The sequence below is a fragment of the Mangrovitalea sediminis genome, assembly GCF_002514725.1.
In the GTDB taxonomy this organism is placed as follows: Bacteria; Pseudomonadota; Gammaproteobacteria; order Pseudomonadales; family Oleiphilaceae; genus Mangrovitalea; species Mangrovitalea sediminis.
This window is the reverse complement of sequence record NZ_NTLB01000006.1, coordinates 36,402-59,471: the sequence shown is the minus strand read 5'-3', so window position 1 is coordinate 59,471 and position 23,070 is coordinate 36,402. Positions and strand designations below refer to the sequence as shown.

At 58.5% G+C, this 23,070-nt stretch carries 19 protein-coding genes; 9 read left to right on the top strand and 10 right to left on the bottom strand.

Annotation, left to right across the window (positions count from 1 at the left end; all coding sequences use genetic code 11):
* Window positions 1-43 precede the first annotated feature (43 nt).
* From CLR77_RS15355 to cobA, 5 genes are all read left to right on the top strand, one after another.
* Window positions 44-2,593, top strand: a complete 2,550-nt coding sequence (locus CLR77_RS15355) for a DNA translocase FtsK (RefSeq protein ID WP_097461568.1) — start codon at window positions 44-46, stop codon at window positions 2,591-2,593.
* Window positions 2,594-2,621: 28 nt separating this feature from the next.
* Window positions 2,622-3,305, top strand: a complete 684-nt coding sequence (lolA, locus tag CLR77_RS15350) for an outer membrane lipoprotein chaperone LolA (RefSeq protein WP_097461567.1) — start codon at window positions 2,622-2,624, stop codon at window positions 3,303-3,305.
* A complete protein-coding gene (locus tag CLR77_RS15345; protein ID WP_097461566.1) occupies window positions 3,305-4,663 on the top strand; it encodes a replication-associated recombination protein A in 1,359 nt (452 codons plus the stop codon). Before lolA ends, CLR77_RS15345 begins: the two co-directional genes overlap by 1 nt.
* Window positions 4,664-4,778: 115 nt before the next feature.
* Window positions 4,779-6,053 carry a serine--tRNA ligase gene (gene serS / locus CLR77_RS15340; protein WP_097461565.1) on the top strand — a complete coding sequence of 425 codons (1,275 nt, stop codon included), beginning with the start codon at window positions 4,779-4,781 and terminating at the stop codon, window positions 6,051-6,053.
* A gap of 34 nt (window positions 6,054-6,087) precedes the next feature.
* Window positions 6,088-6,885, top strand: coding sequence for a uroporphyrinogen-III C-methyltransferase (gene cobA / locus CLR77_RS15335; protein ID WP_097461564.1), 798 nt, complete (start codon window positions 6,088-6,090; stop codon window positions 6,883-6,885).
* A gap of 57 nt (window positions 6,886-6,942) precedes the next feature.
* Here the strand turns inward: cobA and CLR77_RS15330 are convergent, their stop codons facing one another.
* Both CLR77_RS15330 and CLR77_RS20145 read right to left on the bottom strand, forming a co-directional pair.
* Window positions 6,943-8,013 (bottom strand): 3-deoxy-7-phosphoheptulonate synthase, encoded by a 1,071-nt coding sequence (locus tag CLR77_RS15330; protein ID WP_097461563.1) that lies wholly within the window; start codon window positions 8,011-8,013, stop codon window positions 6,943-6,945.
* Between the two features lie 259 nt (window positions 8,014-8,272).
* Window positions 8,273-8,437, bottom strand: coding sequence for a hypothetical protein (locus CLR77_RS20145; RefSeq protein ID WP_158227221.1), 165 nt, complete (start codon window positions 8,435-8,437; stop codon window positions 8,273-8,275).
* A 505-nt stretch (window positions 8,438-8,942) separates the two neighbouring features.
* Between CLR77_RS20145 and CLR77_RS15325 the strand changes: the two genes are divergently transcribed.
* Window positions 8,943-10,523, top strand: coding sequence for a DUF1631 family protein (locus tag CLR77_RS15325; RefSeq protein WP_097461562.1), 1,581 nt, complete (start codon window positions 8,943-8,945; stop codon window positions 10,521-10,523).
* Complete coding sequence (locus CLR77_RS15320) at window positions 10,520-10,936, top strand: PilZ domain-containing protein (RefSeq protein WP_097461561.1); 417 nt, start codon at window positions 10,520-10,522, stop codon at window positions 10,934-10,936. The genes CLR77_RS15325 and CLR77_RS15320 overlap by 4 nt, the downstream gene beginning before the upstream one ends.
* Before the next feature lie 63 nt (window positions 10,937-10,999).
* Here the strand turns inward: CLR77_RS15320 and CLR77_RS15315 are convergent, their stop codons facing one another.
* From CLR77_RS15315 to gloB, 8 genes are all read right to left on the bottom strand, one after another.
* Window positions 11,000-12,142: an alpha/beta fold hydrolase gene (locus CLR77_RS15315; RefSeq protein ID WP_097461560.1), complete on the bottom strand. Its 1,143-nt coding sequence runs from the start codon at window positions 12,140-12,142 to the stop codon at window positions 11,000-11,002.
* A gap of 167 nt (window positions 12,143-12,309) precedes the next feature.
* Window positions 12,310-13,098 (bottom strand): enoyl-ACP reductase FabI, encoded by a 789-nt coding sequence (locus CLR77_RS15310; RefSeq protein WP_097461559.1) that lies wholly within the window; start codon window positions 13,096-13,098, stop codon window positions 12,310-12,312.
* 87 nt (window positions 13,099-13,185) lie between these two features.
* The gene (locus CLR77_RS15305) at window positions 13,186-14,826 is read right to left on the bottom strand and encodes an ABC transporter ATP-binding protein (protein ID WP_097461558.1); all 1,641 of its coding nucleotides are present in this window, start codon (window positions 14,824-14,826) and stop codon (window positions 13,186-13,188) included.
* Between the two features lie 6 nt (window positions 14,827-14,832).
* Window positions 14,833-15,864 (bottom strand): ABC transporter permease, encoded by a 1,032-nt coding sequence (locus CLR77_RS15300; protein WP_097461557.1) that lies wholly within the window; start codon window positions 15,862-15,864, stop codon window positions 14,833-14,835.
* Between the two features lies 1 nt (window position 15,865).
* A complete protein-coding gene (locus CLR77_RS15295) occupies window positions 15,866-16,954 on the bottom strand; it encodes a microcin C ABC transporter permease YejB (RefSeq protein WP_097461556.1) in 1,089 nt (362 codons plus the stop codon).
* Window positions 16,955-16,981: 27 nt separating this feature from the next.
* On the bottom strand, window positions 16,982-18,799 hold the full coding sequence (locus CLR77_RS15290) for an extracellular solute-binding protein (protein ID WP_097461555.1): 1,818 nt from the start codon (window positions 18,797-18,799) through the stop codon (window positions 16,982-16,984).
* 109 nt (window positions 18,800-18,908) lie between these two features.
* Window positions 18,909-20,648 carry a lytic transglycosylase gene (locus CLR77_RS15285; protein WP_097461554.1) on the bottom strand — a complete coding sequence of 580 codons (1,740 nt, stop codon included), beginning with the start codon at window positions 20,646-20,648 and terminating at the stop codon, window positions 18,909-18,911.
* A gap of 249 nt (window positions 20,649-20,897) precedes the next feature.
* On the bottom strand, window positions 20,898-21,692 hold the full coding sequence (gene gloB, locus CLR77_RS15280; RefSeq protein ID WP_097461553.1) for a hydroxyacylglutathione hydrolase: 795 nt from the start codon (window positions 21,690-21,692) through the stop codon (window positions 20,898-20,900).
* 132 nt (window positions 21,693-21,824) lie between these two features.
* Between gloB and CLR77_RS15275 the strand changes: the two genes are divergently transcribed.
* Window positions 21,825-22,568 carry a class I SAM-dependent methyltransferase gene (locus CLR77_RS15275; RefSeq protein ID WP_158227220.1) on the top strand — a complete coding sequence of 248 codons (744 nt, stop codon included), beginning with the start codon at window positions 21,825-21,827 and terminating at the stop codon, window positions 22,566-22,568.
* 50 nt (window positions 22,569-22,618) lie between these two features.
* Window positions 22,619-23,062, top strand: a complete 444-nt coding sequence (rnhA, locus tag CLR77_RS15270; protein ID WP_097461551.1) for a ribonuclease HI — start codon at window positions 22,619-22,621, stop codon at window positions 23,060-23,062.
* Window positions 23,063-23,070: the final 8 nt, after the last annotated feature.

Genomic DNA, 23,070 nt, shown 5'->3' with positions numbered 1-23,070 from the left:
TAACATCGTCGGCACATTGCCCCCATCTTTCAGAAGGACATGCATGTCGGATTTGAAGACAGCGACCATGGATTCCCATACCGATAAGCAGAAACGCTTCCAGCGCCTGTTGGCCCAGGGCGGTCGGGAAGGCGCGCTGATTGGCCTTGTGGCACTCTGCATTTACCTGACCATGGCACTGGTTTCCTATAATCCGGCGGATCCTGGCTGGGCCAGTATCGGTCATCAAACACAGGCAACCAACTATGCCGGGAGGACCGGTGCCTGGTTCGCCAGCCTGTTTTTTAATTTCTTTGGCTATGTGTCCTACCTGTTCCCGGCGCTGACGGCGTATTACGCCTTTTTGTTAATCCGTCAGCGCAACCGCAGCATGGCGTTTCACTGGCCGCTGTTCCTGCTGCGTATGGGCGGTTTTCTGCTGTTGCTGTTTTCTGCGACGAGTCTTCTGGCCACCTATTCGATCTTTGGGCTGGACGCTGGCGCCGGGGGTGTCATCGGGCGGGAAGTGTCGAACTCGATGGTCGGCTCCTTCAATTTGCCGGCCGCCACGGTCATTCTGGTGGCTATCTTCCTGTTTGCCGTCACTATCTTCACCGGGATTTCCTGGTTGGGGTTGATGGATCGTCTCGGCGGCCTTGCGCTTACCGTTTGGCAGCGAATTTCCAGCCGGGAGGAAAAACACGAAGATTCTGAACCCTCCCGACCGGCCCGCAAAGCGGTGGTGCCATCGCCAGCTCCCAAGCCGGTTCCCAAAAAGGACGTTGAGCCCCCCGTCGTCAATGACCGCATTGAGGACACGCAGGAACTCGACGCTGAGCCCGGTTGGTTGAAGCGCCTTTTCCGGCGCAAGCCCAAGGAAGACAGACCGGTTGAGGACCGCCGGGAACCTGTGATTGCCGTTACCGAACCTGAACCTCCCAAGGTGCCGCGCTCCGAGCCGCCATTGCGCGCAGAGCCTGCGGTAGGGAAGGGGGCCGACGCGGTCGGCAAGGCGCCGAAAATTGCACCTTTCCGGCGCGATCCCAAGCCGGCTGCAAAGAAATCGGTGAATGATCAACAGCCGTCGCTGTTTGACGACATGGACAGTCCGATACCGCCGATTACCCTGCTGGACCCGCCGGAAACCCATAAGAAGAAGGGCTTTTCCCGCGAGCTGCTGGAGCATATGTCCCGCCTGCTGGAGGAGAAACTGCAGGATTTCGGGGTGTCGGTGGAAGTGGTGGAAGTCAATCCCGGCCCGGTGATCACCCGTTTTGAAATTCAGCCGGCGCCGGGTGTCAAAGTCAGCCGTATCTCCAACCTCGCGAAGGATCTCGCCCGCTCATTGGCGGTATTCAGCGTGCGCGTGGTGGAAGTGATTCCCGGCAAGTCCGTTGTGGGTATCGAAATTCCCAATGAAGAGCGGGAAATGGTACGCCTCAGCGAAGTGCTGTCGGCACCGGAGTTCAAGGATGCCAGTTCGGCGCTGTCGCTGGCACTGGGCAATGACATTGCCGGCAATCCGGTTGTTGCCAATCTGTCGAAAATGCCGCACTTGCTGGTGGCCGGTACTACCGGGTCCGGTAAATCCGTTGGTGTTAACGCGATGTTGCTGAGCATGCTGCTCAAGGCCACGCCGGAAGAAGTCCGCTTCATCATGGTCGACCCCAAAATGCTGGAGCTGTCGATCTACGACGGAATCCCGCATCTGCTCGCGCCTGTTGTGACCGACATGAAGGAAGCGGCTAATGCGTTGCGTTGGTGCGTGGCCGAAATGGAGCGTCGTTACAAGCTGATGGCGGCGCTCGGCGTGCGTAATCTGGCAGGTTTCAATCGTAAGCTGCGAGAAGCTGCGGCGGCGGGTGAACCCATTCTGGATCCGCTATGGCGGCCGGATGAGTTCCTCGACAACAGCGAACAGGCTCGGCCTGAGCTGGAGGTTCTGCCCTTTATCGTTGTCGTCATCGACGAATTCGCCGACATGATGATGATCGTCGGCAAGAAGGTTGAAGAATTGATTGCGCGGATTGCCCAAAAGGCACGTGCGGCGGGGATCCACCTGATTCTGGCTACCCAGCGCCCGTCGGTGGATGTCATCACCGGCCTGATCAAAGCCAATATTCCCACCCGAATGTCGTTCCAGGTGTCGTCCAAGATCGACTCACGAACCATTCTGGATCAAGGTGGTGCGGAGCAATTGCTGGGACACGGGGATATGCTGTACCTGCCGCCCGGCACCGGTCTGCCAGTGCGTGTACACGGTGCCTTTGTTGCCGACGAGGAAGTTCATCGAGTGGTCAGCGCCTGGAAAGCCCGGGGCGAGCCGGTTTTCGTCGAAGAGATCCTTTCCGGTGCTGAGGGTGAGAGTCTACCTGGAATGCCGGCTTCCTTTGGCGGTGAAGGCGATAGCGAGCAGGACGCGCTCTACGACGAAGCCGTGGCTTTTGTCACGGAAAGCCGCAGGGTGTCGATTTCCTCTGTTCAGCGTAAATTCAAGATTGGCTACAACCGTGCGGCCAATCTGGTTGAGGCCATGGAGTCCTCCGGTGTCGTAAGCGCTGCAGGCCACAACGGCTCTCGTGAAGTCCTGGCACCACCACCTCCCAGGGACTGATGTTCCGACGTTGCGAATAAGGATTGCTATGTCCCGGTTTATCAAATTGTTTTTGACGACGTCTTACTCAACATTCCTATCAGCCTTGATTTGTGTCGTCGCCACGTTGGCGCCAGGAATATCGCAGGCTGCCGCTGCGAATGCGCCAGCCGATGCCAGCCAACTGCTGGCCGCTCGCCTGGAAGGATACCGGACCTTTTCCGCCAGTTTTCAGCAGAAAGTGGTGGATAAGAGCGGGGCGGTCGTACAGCATTCCTCGGGAACCATGCTGGCGAAGCGTCCCGGCTATTTCTATTGGCATACCAATCCGCCAATGGAGCAGTTCATCGTGGCGGATGGCAAGCGGGTAAAAGTCTACGACCCCGACCTGATGCAGGTGACCATTCAGGATATGGACCAGCGCCTGTCTTCAACGCCCGCCCTGTTGCTGAGCGGTAACGTCAAGAATCTGGATAAGGCCTACCGGGTGCAGCGTACCGAGCGGGCGAACGGCGTGGTGTTTACCTTGGTTCCCAAGAATCCGGACTCCCTGTTCGAGTCGCTGGCACTGCGCTTCGAGAAGAACACCCTGGTGGAGATGCGCCTGCATGACTCGCTGGACCAGCAGAGTACGCTGCAATTCAGCCATGTGGTGACCAATCAGCCGATTGCGGACAGCAAGTTCGAGCTGCAGGTTCCTCCTGGCACGGATGTTATCCAGAGTTCGAACTGATGGCCCAGCAGGAGCAGCTGTTCGCTGCCGACCCCGCATTGCAACCACTGGCGGCACGGATGCGTCCGGAATCGCTTGCCGATTATGTCGGCCAGACGCATTTGGTAGGTCCGGGTAAGCCGTTGCGACGGGCGGTTGAAATGGGGCAGTTGCACTCCATGATCCTGTGGGGGCCGCCCGGCGTGGGCAAGACGACCTTTGCCCGCCTCTTGGCAGAAACCGCCGACATTGTGTTCGTTACGCTGTCGGCGGTACTCAGTGGCGTCAAGGATATCCGCGAGGCTGTGGAACAGGCCCGGCAGCGTAAGTTAGCGGATGGCCGGGAAACGCTGTTGTTCGTGGATGAAGTACATCGCTTCAACAAGTCGCAGCAGGATGCCTTCCTGCCCCACATTGAAAACGGCACGGTGATCTTTGTGGGTGCCACGACGGAAAATCCCTCCTTCGAACTGAATAGCGCCCTTCTGTCGCGTACCCGGGTCTACGTGCTGAAATCGCTTGAGAACGGCGATATCGTGCAGGTTCTTGAGCGGGGCCTGAGCTCACCTGCCGGGTTGAATCAACGCGTTGCGGTTGATGCAGACATCCTGGCGGCGATGGCCCAGGCGGCCGATGGGGATGCCCGTCGGGCGCTGAATATACTCGAGGTGGCCGCCGATCTGGCGGAAGACGACGGTTCCGGTAAACCCCGCATCGATGCGCGTATTCTCGAGCAGGTCCTGCAGACGTCGCTGCGTCGCTTCGATAAAGGCGGGGACCTGTTTTATGACCAGATCTCGGCGCTCCACAAGTCCATTCGTGGCTCTGACCCCGATGCCTCGCTGTATTGGTTTTGCCGGATGCTGGATGGGGGTTGCGATCCGCTGTATCTGGCCCGGCGCCTGGTGCGCGTGGCGAGTGAGGATGTCGGTAATGCTGATCCGCGGGCTCTGGAAATGGCATTGAGCGCCTGGGACGTCCAGGAGCGCCTGGGGAGCCCAGAGGGGGAACTGGCACTGGCGCAACTGACCATCTATCTGGCGATGGCGCCCAAGAGCAATGCTGTCTATAAGGCCTTTAACGCCTGCCGGGCGGCCATTCGTGAACAGCCGGATTACACGGTTCCCGTGCATCTGCGTAACGCGCCCACATCCCTGCTCAAGGATATGGGGCATGGCGCGGAGTACCGCTATGCCCATGATGAGCCGGAAGCCTTTGCCGCCGGGGAATCCTATTTCCCGGAAGCGCTCGACGGTACCCGCTATTACCATCCCGTCGACCGCGGTCTGGAGAAAAAGCTGGCTGAAAAGCGCGCTTATCTCGATGCGTTAAATGCGAACAGCCCTCTGCAGCGCTATCCCAAGTCCGATAAATCCTGATCTGGCTGCCCTGAGGACATGAAGCCGGCGGCATTCCGGGCTAGAATAGCGGTTTTTCGCCAAGCCCCATGCCGGGCCTGTTCTAAACTCCCAACTCCGAAAGTGCAGGATTACCATGCTTGATCCGAAACTGGTCCGCTCTCACACCGCCACAGTCGTCGAACGGCTTGCCCGCAAACAGTTCCGATTTGATCTGGAGACCTTCGAAACTCTGGAATCCCAGCGTAAGGCGCTCCAGGTTCGCACCGAAGAGATTCAGGGGGACCAGAATCGCCGTTCCAAGGAAATTGGCAAGGCCAAGGCAGCTGGCGAGGACATTGCCCCGTTGATGGAAGCGGTCAATGCGCTGAAACAGCAGCGCAGCGAAGCGGAAGACAGCCTTCGTGATCTTCAGGAGCGTATGAATGCCTTTGTCGCGGGCATTCCGAACCTGCCGGACGATGATGTTCCGGAGGGCCGCGATGAGGAGCACAACCTGGAAGTCCGGCGCTGGGGCGAACCACGCCAGTTTGACTTCGAACCGCGCGACCATGTGGATATCGGTGAAGGGTTGGACGGGCTCGATTTTGCCAAGGCCGCGCAGATTTCACGGTCGCGCTTTGCTGTGATGCGGAAGGGGATCGCCCGTCTGCACCGCGCACTTGCCCAGTTCATGCTCGATCTTCACACCGAGGAGCATGGATATGGCGAAACCTACGTGCCTTATCTGGTCAATAGCGAGGCGCTTTTCGGTACAGGACAGCTGCCGAAATTCGAGGAAGACCTGTTCCGCATGACGGGCGACGACGGCCTGTACCTGATTCCTACCGCAGAAGTGCCGGCGACCAACCTGGTGCGCGACAGCATCATCGAAGCTGATCAACTGCCCCTGCGCTTCGTTTGCCACACGCCGTGCTTCCGCAGTGAGGCCGGTTCTTACGGCCGGGATACCCGGGGTATGATCCGGCAGCACCAGTTCGACAAGGTGGAGCTGGTGCATGTGGTGCGGCCTGAAGACTCCGAAAAGGCCCTGGAAGAACTCACCACCCACGCCGAGCGTGTTCTGCAGCTTTTGGGATTGCCGTACCGGGTCATGTTGCTGTGCGGTGGGGATATGGGCTTTTCCGCTGCGAAGACCTATGACCTGGAAGTCTGGCTCCCTGGCCAGGGTAAGTACCGCGAGATTTCGTCCTGCAGCAACACCCGCGACTTCCAGGCCCGCCGGATGCTGGCGCGCTGGCGCAATCCAGAAACGGGCAAACCCGAGCTGGTCCATACGCTGAACGGGTCCGGCCTGGCCGTCGGACGTGCGCTGGTGGCGGTTTTGGAGAACTATCAGCAGGAAGACGGCTCAGTGGTCGTTCCGGAAATTCTGCGTCCCTACATGCGCGGTGTCGACGTTCTGCGTTGAGAGACCCGCGGATAACGTTGCAAAGGAATAGCGGATGACATCTGCGGCTGAAGGTGAAGTGTTTCTGGTGGGAGCCGGGCCCGGCGATCCTGATCTGCTGACCGTGAAGGCATTGCGACTGATCGGCATGGCGGACGTGGTGCTCTATGACCGGCTGGTCTCTCCGGAAATTCTCGCCTTGATCAATAGCGGGGCCGAACGTGTCCACGTGGGAAAGGCACGTTCCAATCATTCGGTCCCGCAGCATGCGATCAATCAGTTGCTGGTCGACTATGCGCGCCAGGGAAAGACGGTCGTGCGTCTTAAGGGCGGAGACCCGTTCATCTTCGGCCGGGGAGGCGAGGAAATCGAAACCCTGGCTGAGGCCGGCATTCGGTTCCAGGTGGTTCCGGGTATTACGGCGGCATCAGGGTGTGCCGCTTATGCCGGTATCCCGCTGACACACCGCAATTACGCCCAGTCTGTCCGCTTCGTCACGGGGCACCTGCAGGATGACAGTTGCGATTTGCCCTGGCACGACCTGGTTCAGAATCGCCAGACCCTGGTCTTTTACATGGGGCTGGTCGGTCTGCCGGTGATTGCGCGTGAACTGATGGCTCATGGGATGGCGCCTTCTATGCCGGTGGCCCTGGTATCCAGGGGAACGACGCCGGAGCAGGTGGTGGTTACGGGAACACTGGACTCTATCAGCGGGCGCGTCGAAGCATCGGGCGTGCATGCGCCCACGCTCATTATCGTGGGGGAAGTGGTTCGGCTCAGGGGTAAACTGGACTGGCTGGGACTGCGAGATGAGGGTGTGGACTCACCTGACGGCACGGTGCTGAGGCGTTGATGGCGTGGACGGGAAAGGACGCACAGCGATTGTCGTCACTGTGCGTCAGGATATGACTTAGTGCCGGCCTGCGAGCACTGGTTTCAGCTTTTGATCCAGGTCGCGCAGAGCCTTTTCGGTGGTTTCCCAGTCGATACAGGCGTCGGTGACAGAAACACCGTATTTCAGGTCTTTCAGGTCCGCCGGCAACGCCTGGCTGCCCCAATTCAGGTTACTTTCCACCATCAGCCCGATAATGGACTGGTTGCCTTCGATAATCTGATGTGCAACATCCTGCATCACCAGCGGCTGTAGCGCCGGGTCCTTGTTGGAGTTGGCGTGGCTACAATCGATCATGATGGCCTGGCGCAGCCCGGCTTTTTCAAGCTCCTTCTCGCACAGCGCAACACTGACCGAATCGTAATTCGGCTTGCCGCCACCACCACGCAGGACCACGTGACCGTATTGGTTGCCACGGGTGCGGATGACTGACACCAGGCCTTGCTGATCGATACCCAGGAAGCTGTGCGGATGGGAGACGGACTTCATGGCGTTGACTGCGACTTCCAGGCTGCCGTCAGTCCCATTCTTGAAGCCGATCGCTGTCGACAGGCCACTGCTCATTTCGCGATGTGTTTGCGATTCGGTGGTACGGGCGCCGATGGCCGACCAGGAAATCGTATCCTGCAAATACTGGGGGCTGATAGGATCGAGCGCTTCTGTCGCAGTCGGCAGCCCGATTTCGGCAATATCCAGCAGCAAGCGACGACCGATGTGCAGGCCTTGCTCGATGTCGAATGAGTCATCCAGATGCGGGTCGTTGATCAGGCCTTTCCAGCCGATGGTGGTTCGCGGCTTCTCGAAATAGACGCGCATCACCAGATAAAGGGTTTCGCTCAGCTCTTCGCTCAGTTTCTTCAGACGCTGCGCATACTCGCGGGCGGCTTTCACGTCGTGAATCGAGCAGGGGCCGACGACGACGATAAGGCGAGGGTCCTTCCGGTCCAGGATGTTGTTAATAACCTGGCGGCCTTGGGTAACAGTGGCTGCGGCTGTATCGGACAGCGGCATTTCGCGCTTCAGGGCCTCCGGGGTGATCAAGGGCTCCTGGCTGGCGACATTGAGATTCTCGAGTTGTTCGCCGGACATAAGGGTTCTGTTCCTGATGATATTCCTTCACCAGAGCTGGACCGCCTTGAGGGTCTTTATTCCAGTCGGGTGTCGGGGCAATACCTGCCAAAGACAACTTTCAGGGCCGGCCGCCGCGTCGGTGCTGGCCTGAAGTGGGGCCCACAAGTCTGCTTTATTTGGCGCTTCAATGCAACGGCCCCGCATGCAGCAAGGCGCCACATGCGAGGCTTCAGTGTATGTCGACCGTCGGAATTGCCGAACTCGGTGAAGTTGATTCTCAACGCATGCTGTGCGGCAGGAAGGGGAATGCCGACAACGGTCGGCAATCGGTGCGTCTGTCGCCATTTCGGCGCTCGTATCCCTGAACGCGATATGTGTCTTTCGCCAGCGGGCTCTGCTGGCGTCGGGCGTATTTTCGTCTGTCCAGCGTTAGGTCGTACATGTATCAACTCCTTCTGATCGATGTAACATCTTTGCCTGGATTCCATGGCGGTCGCGGAATACTTCCGCATCTAACAGGCTAGCTCAATGGCGTCTTATGTGCTGGAATGATTTGGTATAAGACGCTATGCCATCATGGCAAATTCCGACAGTGGTCGCGCGGGGGGACCGATATCCTGTTGCGGTGCTGTCATTCACGAAACCTACGGGCCCGATACGATTATTCCGAGTCAGCGCGGGTGATGCCGTCAAACCGATTCCTGCGGCTATCGTCTCTGCCTGGCGTGATGTTTTTCCGCGTCTTTTCTATGACGCCGATGTGGTGAAATCCTGTGAGTCTAGCTGACGACATACTGGCTGAATTACGTGTTCCGGACTTGCCTTATCCTGTAGGCCGGAGCGCGGAGCCTGAAACTGAATGGCGACCCATTCTGGCGGACTGTTGGCGGAGCCGTTGTGACGAAACGGTCGTTCAGGTGCTAAAGGCACGTAGCGAAACATGGTCTATGCGTCAGGTAAACGCGGCCTACCTGTCAGACCGCATGATGGATGTCTTTGTTCGAAAATCCGGCCTCAATCCGGCGCTGATAAAGGCCGTCGCGCGCTTGCGCTTCTGGCTCGCCTGGAAGCTGGCAGAGCAGGGCGCCGAGGCGCTCGCTGTTACGGCGCCGATTAAACGCTGGCTGGACACGCTTGATGACCTGCGAGGCTGGAGCGATACCGGCGGGCGCTCCTCAAAGCAGGTTCTGGAGCGTCTGGAGGCGTTCTATAAGGCGGTGCAGTCAGCCTTCGACGCGAACGACGAAGGTCCGCTGGCCGCCTTTGTCGACAACTGGCATCAGGAGATGGAGGTCCAGCGCGAGCGCCGGGACAAGTTGCGCAAGCGACTGCTGGAGACCGAAAGGGGGGCAGCGCGCCAGCGAGCGGCTGAGCAACGGGCAAGGGCGCTACTGGGGCGGGTACTTCAGGGCCGACGGATTCCCGAGTTGATGACCGAATGGATCGATCGCTACTGGCAGCCCCTGCTGCGCCAGATCGCGCTCGAGCAGGGGATGGAAAGCGATGCATGGCGTCATGCCGGACGGCTTCTGGAATGGATGGTCTGGGTGGCGGATCCTGCCTTGTCGGATACCGATAGAGACCGTCTCTATCAGGTAGGCGAGCAACTGACCGACCGTATTGCCGATGTCTGGAAAGGCGTGACGGGTACCGCTTTTGACAGTGGTTACCTGGATCGCATCCAGTCGTTGCTGGTCGCGCGTTTGCAAGGGCAGGCTGTCCCGTTGGTTCAAGCACCGGTTATCGAGTTCGATGGAGCCTGGCTGGAGCCCGAAGTAACGCCAGTGCCGGGCGGGTTCGTCGGACAATGGTTTGTCGAAGGTCAGGGAGTAGGAGAGCAGCGCCGTTACCTGTTTGCGGAACTGCGCGAGTCGGGCGAATTGCTCTGGACCAATGGTAATGGCGTCAAACTGGCAGTCACCTCTGTCGAGGCGTTCCTGGGGGCCCAGGGCAGCGGCCAGCTCCGGCTATTGCCACCGCTCAACAGTTTTGCCGACGTTTTACAGGATACGTTGGCCGGCCTGGGAAAAGTGCTCGAGGCGCAGCGACAGCAGCGTAAGGCCGCAGTCGAACATGCCAGGTTGCAGGCCGAATCGTTAAAAAAGGCACGCGAGGAAGCCGAGGCCAGGGCCCGGGCAGATGCCGAGCGCCGGGCGCTGGCGGAAGAGCAGGCCCGGTTGGCGGCGGAACGCGAAGCGGCAGAGGCGGAAGCACAGGCGGAGGCCGCTGCACAGCAAAAGCGGATCAGCGAACTGTATGCCCAGATCGATGGGATCAAGCTGGGCGGCTGGATCGAATTGAAAGACGATGACGGTGAGGAGGGGCTTCGCCTCAAGCTGGCAGTGCGAATCAATGCCAGTGGGAAGTTGTTGTTCGTCGATCGCCTGGGCCTGAACCGTCGGGAGATTTTGCGTGACGAGATGCTGAAGTACCTGCAGGACGGCAAGGTCAGGATTCTCAGCGGGGGCGCGGAATTTGAGGACACACTGTCCCGTGTGGTGGGGCGCATCAGGGTAGGCAAGCAATGACCGATAAGCATCTGGAACCTGACAGCAATCGCCAGGACGCTGACTTTGCGCCGCTTCTGGACGACAGCCGTGAACAGCGCCGAGAATACCGTTTGACCGGTCGCGTGCGGGTGGAAGTGGAGGTGGAGGCCGCCGATCCGACGGCAGACCAGCCTCGCCGCCTGTTGTCCTGTGTGACCAGCGATATCTCCGCCAACGGCATCAGGGTGCATTCTCAGGAAATGCTGCCCACGGGAGCCCTCCTGCCGATGACGGTGCATGTCAACGAGCGGGCGTATCTGTTGACCGTTGAGGTCATGTGGTGTCGAGAGGAGGCTCGGGGCTATACCATCGGATTCCAGGTCTACGAATCCGATGATGCCTCTGTCCTGGAATGGAAGGAAGCGGTGGCGCACCTCCTGACATTGGGCTAGTCCAGGCGCTAGGTGGAGCTTCCCAGCGCCGTATCTGGCGCCGGGTCGTATCCCTCGGTGTGGCTACTGGGCCGGACTGGGTTGGGGCGTCGCGGGGTTGTTGTTCGTGTTCCCGCCATTCTGTTCGATCTGGTTGGTATCGAACGGTGCCATGTCCGGCATGGCTGTACCTGTGTCGTCCTTTGGCTTCTCATGGGACTTGTCGAGGGCGGCAAAACCACCTGCCAGGAACGGCTCTGCATCCCTAAGCGTCGTTTCCGGCACCTCTTCCATGGGAATGTGGCCGACTCCGGGATACACGATGAGTCGCGAATTGGCAATGTCGTCCAGCCATTTCTTGGAAATCTTCTCGGGAACCCAGTCGTCTTTGCCACCCCACATCAAGAGGGTCGGTGCCTTGATCCGGTAAAAAGGCAGCGGCTTTTCGGTGTCCGCCTGCTTCTTGATCATATCCAGCGTGCGGACGTAGATCTTCCTGGCCCCTTCGCGCTGGCTCATACGGACATAGCGATAGATATTATCATCCGTGATACGCCTCGGATCGCCGTAAACCCAGCGCACATTCAATGTCACAATCACAGGCGGCAGGCAATATTCGCCCAGGAACTCCACAGGCGGGAAGGTCGCCAGGCTCATGATCCAGGGCAGGTTCTGCGGGTAACCAAAAGGGTCGAGCAGGATCAGCCGGTCGACCCGTTCGGGGTAATCGGCGGCATAGGTGGCGGCAACGTACCCCCCGAGGGAGTTGCCCACCAGGGAGAAGTGTTCGAGTTGCAGTCGGTCAACGAACTTGGCAAAGGTGTTGACGATATTCTGCTCGCTGAAATCGTCGATATCCTTGGGGGCTCCCGTCAGCCCGTAGCCGGGCATGTCCAGTGCGATAACCCGATGCGTCTTGCTCAGGTCGCCGATCCAGCCGTCCCAGGTCTGCAGCGAAGAAAAGATGCCGTGTAACAACACGACAGGTGGCCCCTGACCGACATCCCGATAGTGAATGTTGTAACCGTTGACCTGGATGAAATGGTCGTTGTCAGACACGTACCATTTTTTCAGGTCGCTCATCGGAATATCTGCAACCCCCATGGCGTTCGCCAGGGAGGGGCTGGCTTCCAGAGCGGCGCCCATGCTGGAGCAACCACTGAGCAGGCCGGAGACCAGGCAGAGTTGGAGAAGAGCCAGGAAAATCCATTTACTAGTTGATTTCATGCGCCTTTCACCTGTTAAAGCGAGCGCGTCAATGTTACAGACTCTTACTGATCGTGACAGTGACGCAGTTCGAGTAACGTCGTGAAAAATCCGGCTTTCCCGGTGGCTGGCCCGCAGGGACAACGGATATGAGGTGGGGGCGGAAGGTCTTCCGCCCCCGGAGAGGCTTAATCCTCGAGATTACCCATGGCAGTAATGTTGAAACCGGCATCGACGTAAAGGATTTCGCCGGTAATACCGGAAGCCATGTCGGAACAGAGGAAGGCGCCGCTGTTGCCTACTTCTTCCGTCGTGACGTTACGGCGAAGGGGCGCACGGTTGGCATTTTCGGACAGCATCTTGCGGAAGCTGCCGATGCCGGAAGCGGCCAGCGTCTTGATCGGGCCGGCTGAAATACCGTTGACCCGGGTGCCATCCGGCCCCAGGCTCGCCGCCATGTAGCGTACGTTTGCCTCCAGGCTCGCTTTGGCCAGCCCCATGACGTTGTAGTTGGGCAGCACTTTCTGGGCACCCAGGTACGTCAGCGTCAGCAGGGAACCGTTGCGGCCGCGCATCATCTCCCGCCCGGCACGAGCCAGGGCGACAAAGCTATAGGAGCTGATGTCGTGGGCGATGCGGAAGCCTTCGCGAGTGGTGACATCCACATAGTTGCCTGCGAGTTCGTTGGCGGGCGCGAAACCGACGGAGTGAATCACGATATCCACGCCGTCCCAATGCTTGCCCAGCTCCTTGAAGACATTGTCGATGTCGCTATCGTTGGCAACGTCACAGGGCACAACGATCTTACTGCCCCAGCCTTCCGCAAAACCTTCGACGCGCTCGCGCAGGCGTTCGTTCTGATAGGTAAAGGCCAGTTCAGCGCCTTCCCGCTGGAATGCGGCTGCAATACCGCTGGCGATCGAATGTTTACTGGCGACACCGACGATCAGCGCCTTTTTGCCTTCGAGCATTCCCATGATTCAAATCTCCCCTGTGACTAATCCGCGTAGTATCCCACGGGAGACGCTACCGGATGATTAACCGTTCGTCTAAGGCCTTTGTTTTCAGAATCCCGGGATCGGTGACCGCGGGGTTTCGGTGTTGTCTTTCTGGTAGAAAAAGGCGGCGTCCATCAACTCCCGGGTATAGGGATGACGGGGGCTGTCGAAGACCTGACTGGCTTCGCCTTCTTCGACAACCCGGCCCTGGCGCATCACGATGAGTCGGTGACTGAGGGCTCGCACCACAGACAGGTCGTGGCTGATAAAGAGAAAACTGAGCTGGTATTTGCGCTGTAGCTCGCGCAGCAGACGAATCATTTGCGCCTGTACGGTGCGGTCGAGCGCGGATGTCGGTTCATCCAGGATAATAATGTCCGGTTGCAGAACCAGAGCTCGGGCGAGCGCGACGCGCTGGCGTTGACCGCCGGAAAACTCGTGCGGATAGCGGTGGCGGGTTTCAGGGTCGAGCCCGACGTCCTCGAGCGCCTGAATAATGCGTTGCTCGCGCTCCGCAGGCGTACCGATGCGGTGGATGCCGAGGCCTTCGCCAATGATCTCCGCAATGGACATTCGGGGGCTCAGGCTGCCATACGGGTCCTGGAAAACGATTTGCAAGGCGCGGCGGAACGGTCGGAACTGCTTCTGGTCTAGGCCATCCAGGCGTTGGTCTCTGAAGGTTACGGCGCCTTCGCTGCGGATCAGTTTCAGCAGTGCCAGACCCAAAGTGGTTTTACCGCTACCACTTTCACCGACGATTCCCAGGGTTTCCCCCCGGCGTAGCGCCAGGCTGATGTGATCGACAGCAACAAAGTAATCCCGGGCTTGTCCGAAAAGACGCTTTCCGACCGGAAAACGGACGCTAAGGTCGGTGACCGACAGCAGCGTCTCGGCGTCGTCCTCCACGGGCTTTGGCGCCCCGGAAGGCTCAGCCGCGAGGAGCTTCTGCGTGTAGGGGTGCTGGGGATTCTCGAAGAGAGCATGGCATTCGCCCTGTTCAACCACTTCACCCGACTGCATGACGACGACCGCATCGGCATAGCGCCGCACGATGGAGAGGTCGTGGGTAATCAGCAGGATGGACATGCCGAAACGGCTCTGCAGGTTCTTCAATAACTCCAACACCTGCTTCTGGACAGTCACATCAAGCGCTGTGGTGGGCTCGTCGGCGATCAACAGGTCCGGTTCGTTGGCCAGCGCCATGGCGATCATTATGCGTTGCTTCTGGCCGCCGGAAAGCTGGTGGGGATAGCTCTTGAGCCGGGAGGCCGGCTCAGGGATGCCTACCAACGTCAGCAAGTCGATGATGCGTTCGCGAGCGGCAGCGCCGGTAATGCCTTTGTGGACCGACAGTATTTCACCGATTTGCTTTTCAACGGTGTGCAGCGGGTTCAGCGACGTCATCGGTTCCTGGAAGACTACGCTGATGCGGGCGCCGCGGATTTGCCTAAGCCGTTTTTCATTGGCGCGCAGCAGGTCCTCGTCTTCGAGCAGAATACGGCCACTGGGATAGGTCATGGCCCGCTCGTCGAGCAGACGCAATATGGAAAGTGCCGTCACCGATTTCCCTGAACCGCTTTCACCCACGAGCGAGACAATCTGGTTGTGCGGAATGCTGAAACTGACCTTCCGTACGGCCTCGGTCGGGGCATTATGAAAACGGATACTGAGATCCTGGATATCGATCAATGGCAGGGCGTCGCTCATGGCGTGCTACTTCCTTGGATCAAACGCATTGCGGACACCTTCTCCGATATACACCAGCAGTGTCAGCATGATCGCCAGCGCCGCAAAGGCCGATATTCCCAACCAGGGCGCCTGAATGTTGGCCTTGGCTTCGGCGATCAGTTCACCCAGCGAGGGCGAGCCGACCGGAAGGCCGAAACCGAGAAAATCGAGAGAGGTCAGGCCAACGATGGAGCCGGTCAGGATAAAGGGAACATAGGTCAGGGTGGTGACCATGGCGTTGGGCAGCATGTGGCGAAACATAATGCCCCGGTTACCGAGGCCGAGCGCTCGGGCGGCCCGGACATATTCGAAATTTCGTGCCCGAAGGAATTCGGCCCGCACCAAGTCGACCAGGCTGGTCCAACTGAACAGCAGCATAATACCGAGAATCCACCAGAAATTCGGCGTGATGAAGCTGGACAGGATAATCAGCAGGTAGAGATAGGGAAGGCTCGACCAGATTTCCAGGAATCGTTGCCCGAACAGGTCGATCTTGCCGCCGTAGAAGCCCTGTACGGCGCCGACGGTGACCCCGATGATGGTGCTGAGCACGGTCAGGATCAGGCCAAAGACGACGGAGAGACGGAAGCCGTAGATCAGCCTCGCGAGCACATCCCGGCCCCGGTCGTCGGTCCCGAGCCAGTTGGTGGTGCTGGGCGGCGTGGGCGGTGGCTGGTTCAGGTTGTAGTTGATGGTGTCATAACTGAACCGGATCGGTGGCCAGAGCATCCAGCCGTGGGCCTTGATTTCCTTGGCGACGTCCGGGTCGCGGAAATTGGTTTCTGTCGGCAGGAAGCCGCCAAAGTCGGTCTCGGGGTAGGTCTTGAAGACCGGGAAATATAACTGGTGCTTGTACTCGAGCAGCAGGGGCTTGTCGTTGGCGATCAGTTCGGCGGCCAGGGAGAGCGCGAACAGGGCGAGGAAAATCCATAGCGACCAGTACGCCTTCCGACTCCGTTTGAAGTTGTTCAGGCGGCGCTGTTGAATCGGGGTCAATCGGGGGCGCGGGAATCGCATGTCAGGACTCCCTGCTCTCGAAATCGATCCGCGGATCGACCAGGAAATAGGTGATGTCGCTAATCAATTTCAGGACAAGCCCGATCAATGTGAACAGGTACAGGGTGCCGAAGACGACCGGATAGTCGCGGTCCAGTGTGGCTTGATAGCTGAGCAGACCGAGTCCGTCGAGGGAGAACATGACCTCGATCAGCAGCGAGCTGGTGAAGAACAGACTGACCAGCAGACCGGGAATGCCAGAGATGACAATCAGCATGGCGTTGCGGAAAACGTGCCCGTAAAGGATGCGATTTTCGTCCAGCCCCTTGGCCCGCGCTGTCACGACATATTGCTTGCTGATCTCGTCCATGAACGAGTTTTTGGTCAGGAAGGTCAGTGTCGCAAAGCCGCCAACGACATTGGCTGTCACCGGCAGCACCAGATGCCAGAAGTAGTCGGCAATCTGGCGATACCAGGGCAGGCTGTGGAAGTTATCCGATGTCAAACCCTTTAGCGGGAACCAGTCGAAATAGGTCCCGCCGGCGAACAGGATAATCAGCAGCACCGCAAACAGGAAGCCGGGAATGGAGTAACCGGTAATAATGGCCGTACTGGTCCAGGCATCGAAATGGCTACCGTCCCGGACGGCCTTGCGGATACCCAGTGGAATGGAGACGAGATAGATGATCAGCGTCGACCATAGCCCCAGTGAAATGGAGACGGGCATCTTTTCCTTGATCAGCCCAAGCACCGATTTGTCGCGGAACAGGCTGTCGCCGAAATTGAAGGTCAGGTAGTTGCGCACCATCTTGAAGAAGCGGACATAGGCAGGCTGGTCAAAGCCATACATCTTCTTGATCTTGGCCAGGAGTTCGGGCCGTAACCCCTGGCTGCCACGGTAGCTGCCGCCGTTATCCGAGGTGGATTGAAGGGTCTCAGCGCCGGTATTGGTAATGCGGCCGAGGTTGCTGGTCTCGAACCCCTTGATCTTACCCATGATCTGCTCGACAGGGCCGCCGGGGGCGGCCTGGATAATCACGAAGTTGAGCAGCATGACCCCAAACAGGGTAGGGATGATCAGCAGCAGTCGACGCAGTATATAGGTGCCCATACCGTCAGGTTCCTCTCAGATGCGGGCTCAACGAGCGGCGGACCACCAGGTATCGATATCGACACCGCTCTTGGGATAGTGCGTCGGATGCTGTATGGGGCGGTAATAGGCAACCCGGCTAACCGGAAGGAACCATTGGGGAATTGTGTAGTAACCCCAGAGCAGGACGCGATCGAGCGCACGGGTCGCCGTGACCAGGTCCTCCCGGGAGTCGGCCTTGATGATGTCGCCGACGAGTTGGTCGACCACGGGGCTGTTCACCCCCATATAGTTTGAGGAGCCGGGCGTGTTGGCGGCATGGGAGGACCACTTGTCCCGTTGCTCGTTACCGGGCGAATCGGATTCCGGCAATACCAGAATGGCCATGTCGAAATCGAAATGGTTCATACGCTCGATATACTGGCTGCTGTCGACCAGCCGAATGTTGGCATCGATACCCAGTCGCGCAAGGTTCTGGGTGAAGGGCAGAACAACGCGCTCAAAGGATTTGCTGCGCAGGAGAATTTCGAAACTCAGCGGCTGGCCGGTTTTAGCGTTGACCATCTTGCCGTTACGTATGACCCATCCGTCTTTTTTCAGGATCTCGTAGGCCGTTTTCAGGTTGTCGCGCAGTGTGACCTTGTCCGAGGTGTCGGGCGGCTCGTAGTGTTGGGTAAACACCTCTGGCGGCAACGTCTTACGGAAGGGCTCCAGTAAGCTCAGCTCCTTGCCTTGGGGAAGCCCCTGGTTGGCAAGATCACTGTTTTCAAAGTAACTGTCGCTACGCTGATATTGGCCGTAAAACAGAGCCTTGTTGGTCCAGTGAAAATCGAACGCATACGCCAGCGCTCGCCGAACCTCACGATCGGCAAACACGGGGCGCCGGGTGTTGTAGACGAAAGCCTGCATGCCCACGGGCAGGTGCTGGGGAATCTCTTCCTTCTGGATTTCACCGCTGCTGAACTTTGACCCGGAATACATGGTGGCCCAGTTCTTGGCGATGTTTTCCAGGCGAAAGTTAAGGTCTCCGGCCTTGAAAGCCTGCAATGCGACGGTGTCGTCGTTGAAATAGTCGTAGACGATCTTATCGAAGTTATAGCGCCCTTTATTGACCGGGAGGTCCCTTGCCCAGTAATTCTTGTCCCGCACATAGGTAATCGAACTGCCGGGATCGAATTTCTCGATGCGATAGGGTCCGCTGCCGACCGGGATTTCCAGTTTTGTACTGTCAAACTTGTGGTGAGCCCAGTAATGTTTGGGAAGCACCGGAATCTGCCCCAGGATCAGTGGCAGCTCCCGATTACGGGTTTTCTTGAGGTCAAAGCGGACGAGGTGACTATCGATGGCTTTGACGGATTTGACGTCGGCGTAATAGGCCTGATAGCCGGGTTGGCCTTGTGTCATGAGGATATTGAAGGAAAACACGACATCCGCTGCCGTAATCGGCTTTCCGTCCTGGAAACGCGCTTTGGGGTTGATATGAAACTCGACCCAGCTCCGGTCATTGGCGACTTTGATGCTGTCTGCCACGAGACCATACTCGGTAAAGGGCTCGTCGCCTGACGACATCATCAGCGTGTCGTAGATCCGGTTGATTCCGGCCACCGCCACGCCCTTGAGAATAAAGGGATTGAAACTGTCGTAATTGTTGCCCACCGCTGCCATTTTCAGCGTGCCGCCCTTGGGCGCTTTCGGATTTACATAATCGAAATGTTTGAAATCCGGTCCGTACTTCGGTTTGCCGTGCATTGCAATGGCGTATTGCGCCTGGGGTGCTTTGTCGGCAGCAAGAGCTGATGGGCTAAAGGGGAGGAGCGAGAAGAGCAGGGAAAGGGTGAGGGCAGCCGGTTTCGTCAGTCTCATCATGGATTCGTTTTGGTTATCGATGGAATGACCCGTAAGACCGGCCGGGCCCGGCGATTGTTCCGCAAAATCGCTCGGGACCGGTTAAATCGGTGTTAGCCGTGTGCCGGAATCAGGGGCTGTTTCGTATATCGACGTAGAGTACCAGACTTTCACCGGGACGGAGATAGTTGTCCGGGTTGATTGAGTTCCAGTCGACAATATCGGCAACATCCACGTTAAACCGGTTGGCGATACGGGACAGTGAGTCGCCGCGATGAACGCGATAACCGATCTTGCGGATCATTTCCTGGCGCGAGGGCGATGTGGAGGCCATCGCCAGGCGGGTGTCGGCTTTCAATATCACCAGCTTATGGCCGGGCATCAGCGGATCTGTCGGGGCCATGCCGTTCCATTTCGCCAGTTTACGCACACTGACATTGTGGGCCCTGGCAATATCCCACAGGGTATCGCCATGTCTGACGCGATAGTTCACGCGGGTGCGCCCGCTGGATGCATAACGTTCCTGCGTGGCTTTCAGGCGTGCGGACGCGCTGAGCGCATAGTACTTGCCATCGTGGCTGGCGACGGGAATCAGCAGGTGCTGACCCACCCGGATCATATTGGTGTGCAGGCCGTTGATCTGCCGGATCACCGAGGGTGTCGTGCGGAATTGGTGGGCAATCACGATAAGGGAGTCGCCGTTTCTGACCCGGTAATTGTGCCAGGTTACGCGTTTGTCCTTGGGCAATTCGGCGAGCGCGGTTTCAAAGGTATCTGCATCCTTGGCCGGTACCAGCAGGCGGCCGGGCCCCTTGGGATCAGTCGCCCAACGGTTGCAGCCGGGGTTGAGCAGATAGATCTCCTCAACGTCGACACCGGCCAGTTTGGCGGCCTGGGCAAGGTCGATCTGTCCATGGGTCTCGACGATTTTGAAGTAGGGTGTATCCGGCAGGGATTTCAGCGTGACGCCATATTTGGCCGGATCCTGAACGATTTTGGCAATCGCCAGCAATTTAGGCACGTAGGCACTGGTTTCCTTCGGCAGGTGCAGGGACCAGAAATCCGTGGGCTTGTGACGCCGTTCGTTGTGTTTGACGGCATTGATAACGGTGCCGGCACCGCTGTTGTATGAGGCCAGTGCGAGTAGCCATTTTCCATCGAAACGATTGGAGAGTGCCTGCAGGTAGCGTAGCGCGGCGTCAGTGGACTGCACGACATCGCGGCGACCGTCGTACCACCAGTCCTGATCGAGGCCGTAGATGCGGCCCGTCGACGGGATGAACTGCCATAGGCCCGATGCGCGGCCATGGGAGTAGGCAAAGGGGTCGAAGGCACTTTCAACGACCGGCAGCAACGCCAGTTCGCCCGGCATGTTGCGCTTCTGCAATTGGTCGGTGATGTAGTAGAGGTATCGGCTGGCGCGTTGAACCGTGCGGTTGAGGTAGCCAGGATGGCTGGCGTACCACTTGACCTGGGCCTCAATGCGGGGATTGTCGCGGTTCAGATCCAGCTTGAACGTCGAGCGCAGGTGCGCCCACAGATCCTGGGGCGCTGCAGGCGTCGTATCCACGTCACTGCTGTCCCCGTTATCCAATTTGGCGCGGGCTTTTTGAACTTCATCCTTAACGCTGGGGTCTATATTGCTGTCCAGCGTCTCGTTTTCGTCCTGCTGGCTGGCTTGGGAATCAGTATCGCTGCCGAGCGCCTCGGCGGAATCGTCGTCGGCAGCAGGTACGACGACCTGCTGGGAATTCATCAACTCGGATTCGTTGGCCGGTTGCTGTGAAGCGTCATCGGCCGTCTTGGGTGCCAGGCTGCTGCAGCCTGATAAAATGACGAGCGAACTGACGATAGCGGCAATCTTACGCATTTTTCTTGATCTTCGAGTAACAGCACATGGAAGGCCGGTGTCGTTCAAATATCCGGGCCGGCCCGGTTTGACGGAGGAGAGTACCAACAACAGGTTGCGCCTCGCGCCAGAGTCCTGCTGTAAATATAGACCATTTTTCAAAGGCTTCTGGATTCTATTTAACCCCCCGGTGAGGGTCAACCCGACCCGGGGCGCTCCATTCGGCCTTTGCGTGGCTCCCTGGAACCGTGCGTGTGGGACCAAAGCCCGCTAAAAACGATCTTTCCAGCTCCGAATAACTGCAAAAATGGATGCGGCCTGATCGGGTGAAAACGCCAGTCCCTGGGCCCCGGCATAGGTTTTTGCCGATTGTATGAGGTCATTGTCACCCCATCGCAGGAACGGATTCAGTTGTTTTTCGTTGCCGAGGGTTACAGGGAGTGTCGGTTGTCCGGCGTCACGCTTTTTCCTGCAGGCGTTCTCGAATGCCAGCAGCGCCTGATCTTCCGGGAGAACTGCTCGGGCAAAACGTACATTGGCAAGCGTGTACTCATGGGCACAATAAACACGGGTTGCATCGGGCAGAGCGACCAGCTTGGCCAGGGATGCCTGCATTTGAGCGGGCTGCCCTTCGAACAGTCGTCCGCAGCCGCAGGCAAACAGTGTGTCGCCGCAGAACACTGCGGGCGCATCATCCAACTGTGGACAGTAATAGGCGATATGATCCAGTGTGTGGCCTGGGACCGCGAGGACGTGGAATGTCAGGCCCGGCAGCACCAGGGTATCGCCGTCCTCGAGATAATGCGATGCGCCCTGGAATGGCGAGTTTTTGGGAGCGTAGACGGGAATATCCGCACTTTCGAGCAGGCGGGAGACACCTCCGACATGATCACCATGATGGTGGGTGATCAATATGCCGCGGAGGGTTAGGCGTTCCCGCTGCAAAGTCTCCAGGACCGGCGCGGCATCGCCAGGATCGACGACCCAGGCATCGTGGGTTTCGGTGTTGCTGATACACCAGATATAGTTGTCATTGAAGGCGGCGATGGCATCGACTTTGAACATGGTCCGGTCCGCTTGGTGGTATGATTTCTACCGGTATCATAAAAGAAGCCACTAGGTTACCCAAATCCACTGTCCGTAGATAGGCGACAAATGCCTCACTCAGAGCAGGCTAACCAGTCGGATCGACCCAGGATGAGCGCTGAATGCGAGAGCTTCGAGCATTGGTTCCAGTCTGCGCTGGGACGTCAGCTGCTGGCGACGGAGCGGCGAGCGGTTCGTCAGGTTCTGGAGCGGGTATTCGGTGCAAACCAGCTGGAATTGGGCGTCAGTCACCGGGTCCCTGTTGGTTCCCTGGGGCATTGCGGTCACAGAATGCTGGCCATCCCGGCCTGGGCGGATCACATGCCGGCGGGCGTGGTGGTTGCCAACCCCGAAGAGTTGCCTTTTCCCAGCGATACGCTGGACGTGGTGATCATGCATCACACCCTCGATTTCGCTCCGTATCCCCATCAGGCTTTACGCGAGGCGCACCGGGTGCTGAGGGGCAGCGGTCATCTGGTCATCGTGGGTTTCAATCCGCTCAGTTCCTGGGGCTTGTGGCGGCTTTTGCACCGCCATAAAAAGGCACCCTGGAATGGGCGCTTTATCGGCTCCCGCCGCTTGGACGATTGGCTCACGCTGCTGGATTTCGGAATGGAAATGCGGTCTTTCCAGTTTTTCCGCCCACCGTTGCAAAGTGCGCGACTGCTTCATCGCCTGTATTTTCTTGAACGGCTTATGCCAAAACGCTTTGCATTGCCGACCGGCGCCTTCTATGTCGTGCTGGCGGAAAAGCGGGTAGGGTCCATGATACCCTTGCGGCCTCGCTGGAAGCGGAAGAATGTGGTCGCCTTTCCCGTTGCCAATGGCGCTCATCGTCACCGCCTTGACGAATAACCGCTTGCGCCGAAGCGCTGTTGAGCTGTGAGGACCCGGAAGAAGAACGGATGAGTCAGACTGTCACCCTTTACACAGATGGCGCCTGCCGGGGCAATCCTGGGCCAGGAGGATGGGGCGTAGTGCTTCGCTATGGGGATGCGCGCAAGACCCTTCATGGTGGCGAGCCCGAAACGACCAACAACCGGATGGAACTGCGAGCGGCCATCGAAGGGCTGCGCGCACTGAAACGCCGTTGTGCCGTGGAGTTATATACCGATTCCCAATACGTTCGGCGTGGGGTTTTGGAATGGCTTGAGCGGTGGAAGAGCAATGGCTGGCGCACGGCCGACAGGAAGCCTGTCAAGAATGTGGATTTGTGGCAGGCGCTGGAAGAACAGGTATCGCGGCACGATGTCCGCTGGCACTGGGTCAAGGGGCATGCCGGGATACCCGATAACGAAATGGCCGACCAACTCGCGAATCAAGGCATCGATGAGATGCTCGCGACCTGAAGCTTTGG

Bases quoted from the DNA above. Each gene is read 5' to 3' on its own strand.
- CLR77_RS15310 (WP_097461559.1), bottom strand. From the start codon at position 13,098: ATGGGAATGCTCGAAGGCAAAAAGGCGCTGATCGTCGGTGTCGCCAGT.
- CLR77_RS15345 (WP_097461566.1), top strand. From the start codon at position 3,305: ATGGCCCAGCAGGAGCAGCTGTTCGCTGCCGACCCCGCATTGCAACCA.
- CLR77_RS15355 (WP_097461568.1), top strand. From the start codon at position 44: ATGTCGGATTTGAAGACAGCGACCATGGATTCCCATACCGATAAGCAG.
- CLR77_RS15315 (WP_097461560.1), bottom strand. From the start codon at position 12,142: ATGAAATCAACTAGTAAATGGATTTTCCTGGCTCTTCTCCAACTCTGC.
- serS (WP_097461565.1), top strand. From the start codon at position 4,779: ATGCTTGATCCGAAACTGGTCCGCTCTCACACCGCCACAGTCGTCGAA.
- CLR77_RS15295 (WP_097461556.1), bottom strand. From the start codon at position 16,954: ATGGGCACCTATATACTGCGTCGACTGCTGCTGATCATCCCTACCCTG.
- cobA (WP_097461564.1), top strand. From the start codon at position 6,088: ATGACATCTGCGGCTGAAGGTGAAGTGTTTCTGGTGGGAGCCGGGCCC.
- CLR77_RS15325 (WP_097461562.1), top strand. From the start codon at position 8,943: ATGCGTCAGGTAAACGCGGCCTACCTGTCAGACCGCATGATGGATGTC.
- CLR77_RS15330 (WP_097461563.1), bottom strand. From the start codon at position 8,013: ATGTCCGGCGAACAACTCGAGAATCTCAATGTCGCCAGCCAGGAGCCC.
- rnhA (WP_097461551.1), top strand. From the start codon at position 22,619: ATGAGTCAGACTGTCACCCTTTACACAGATGGCGCCTGCCGGGGCAAT.
- CLR77_RS15290 (WP_097461555.1), bottom strand. From the start codon at position 18,799: ATGATGAGACTGACGAAACCGGCTGCCCTCACCCTTTCCCTGCTCTTC.
- lolA (WP_097461567.1), top strand. From the start codon at position 2,622: ATGTCCCGGTTTATCAAATTGTTTTTGACGACGTCTTACTCAACATTC.
- CLR77_RS20145 (WP_158227221.1), bottom strand. From the start codon at position 8,437: ATGTACGACCTAACGCTGGACAGACGAAAATACGCCCGACGCCAGCAG.
- CLR77_RS15320 (WP_097461561.1), top strand. From the start codon at position 10,520: ATGACCGATAAGCATCTGGAACCTGACAGCAATCGCCAGGACGCTGAC.
- CLR77_RS15300 (WP_097461557.1), bottom strand. From the start codon at position 15,864: ATGCGATTCCCGCGCCCCCGATTGACCCCGATTCAACAGCGCCGCCTG.
- CLR77_RS15275 (WP_158227220.1), top strand. From the start codon at position 21,825: ATGAGCGCTGAATGCGAGAGCTTCGAGCATTGGTTCCAGTCTGCGCTG.
- gloB (WP_097461553.1), bottom strand. From the start codon at position 21,692: ATGTTCAAAGTCGATGCCATCGCCGCCTTCAATGACAACTATATCTGG.
- CLR77_RS15305 (WP_097461558.1), bottom strand. From the start codon at position 14,826: ATGAGCGACGCCCTGCCATTGATCGATATCCAGGATCTCAGTATCCGT.
- CLR77_RS15285 (WP_097461554.1), bottom strand. From the start codon at position 20,648: ATGCGTAAGATTGCCGCTATCGTCAGTTCGCTCGTCATTTTATCAGGC.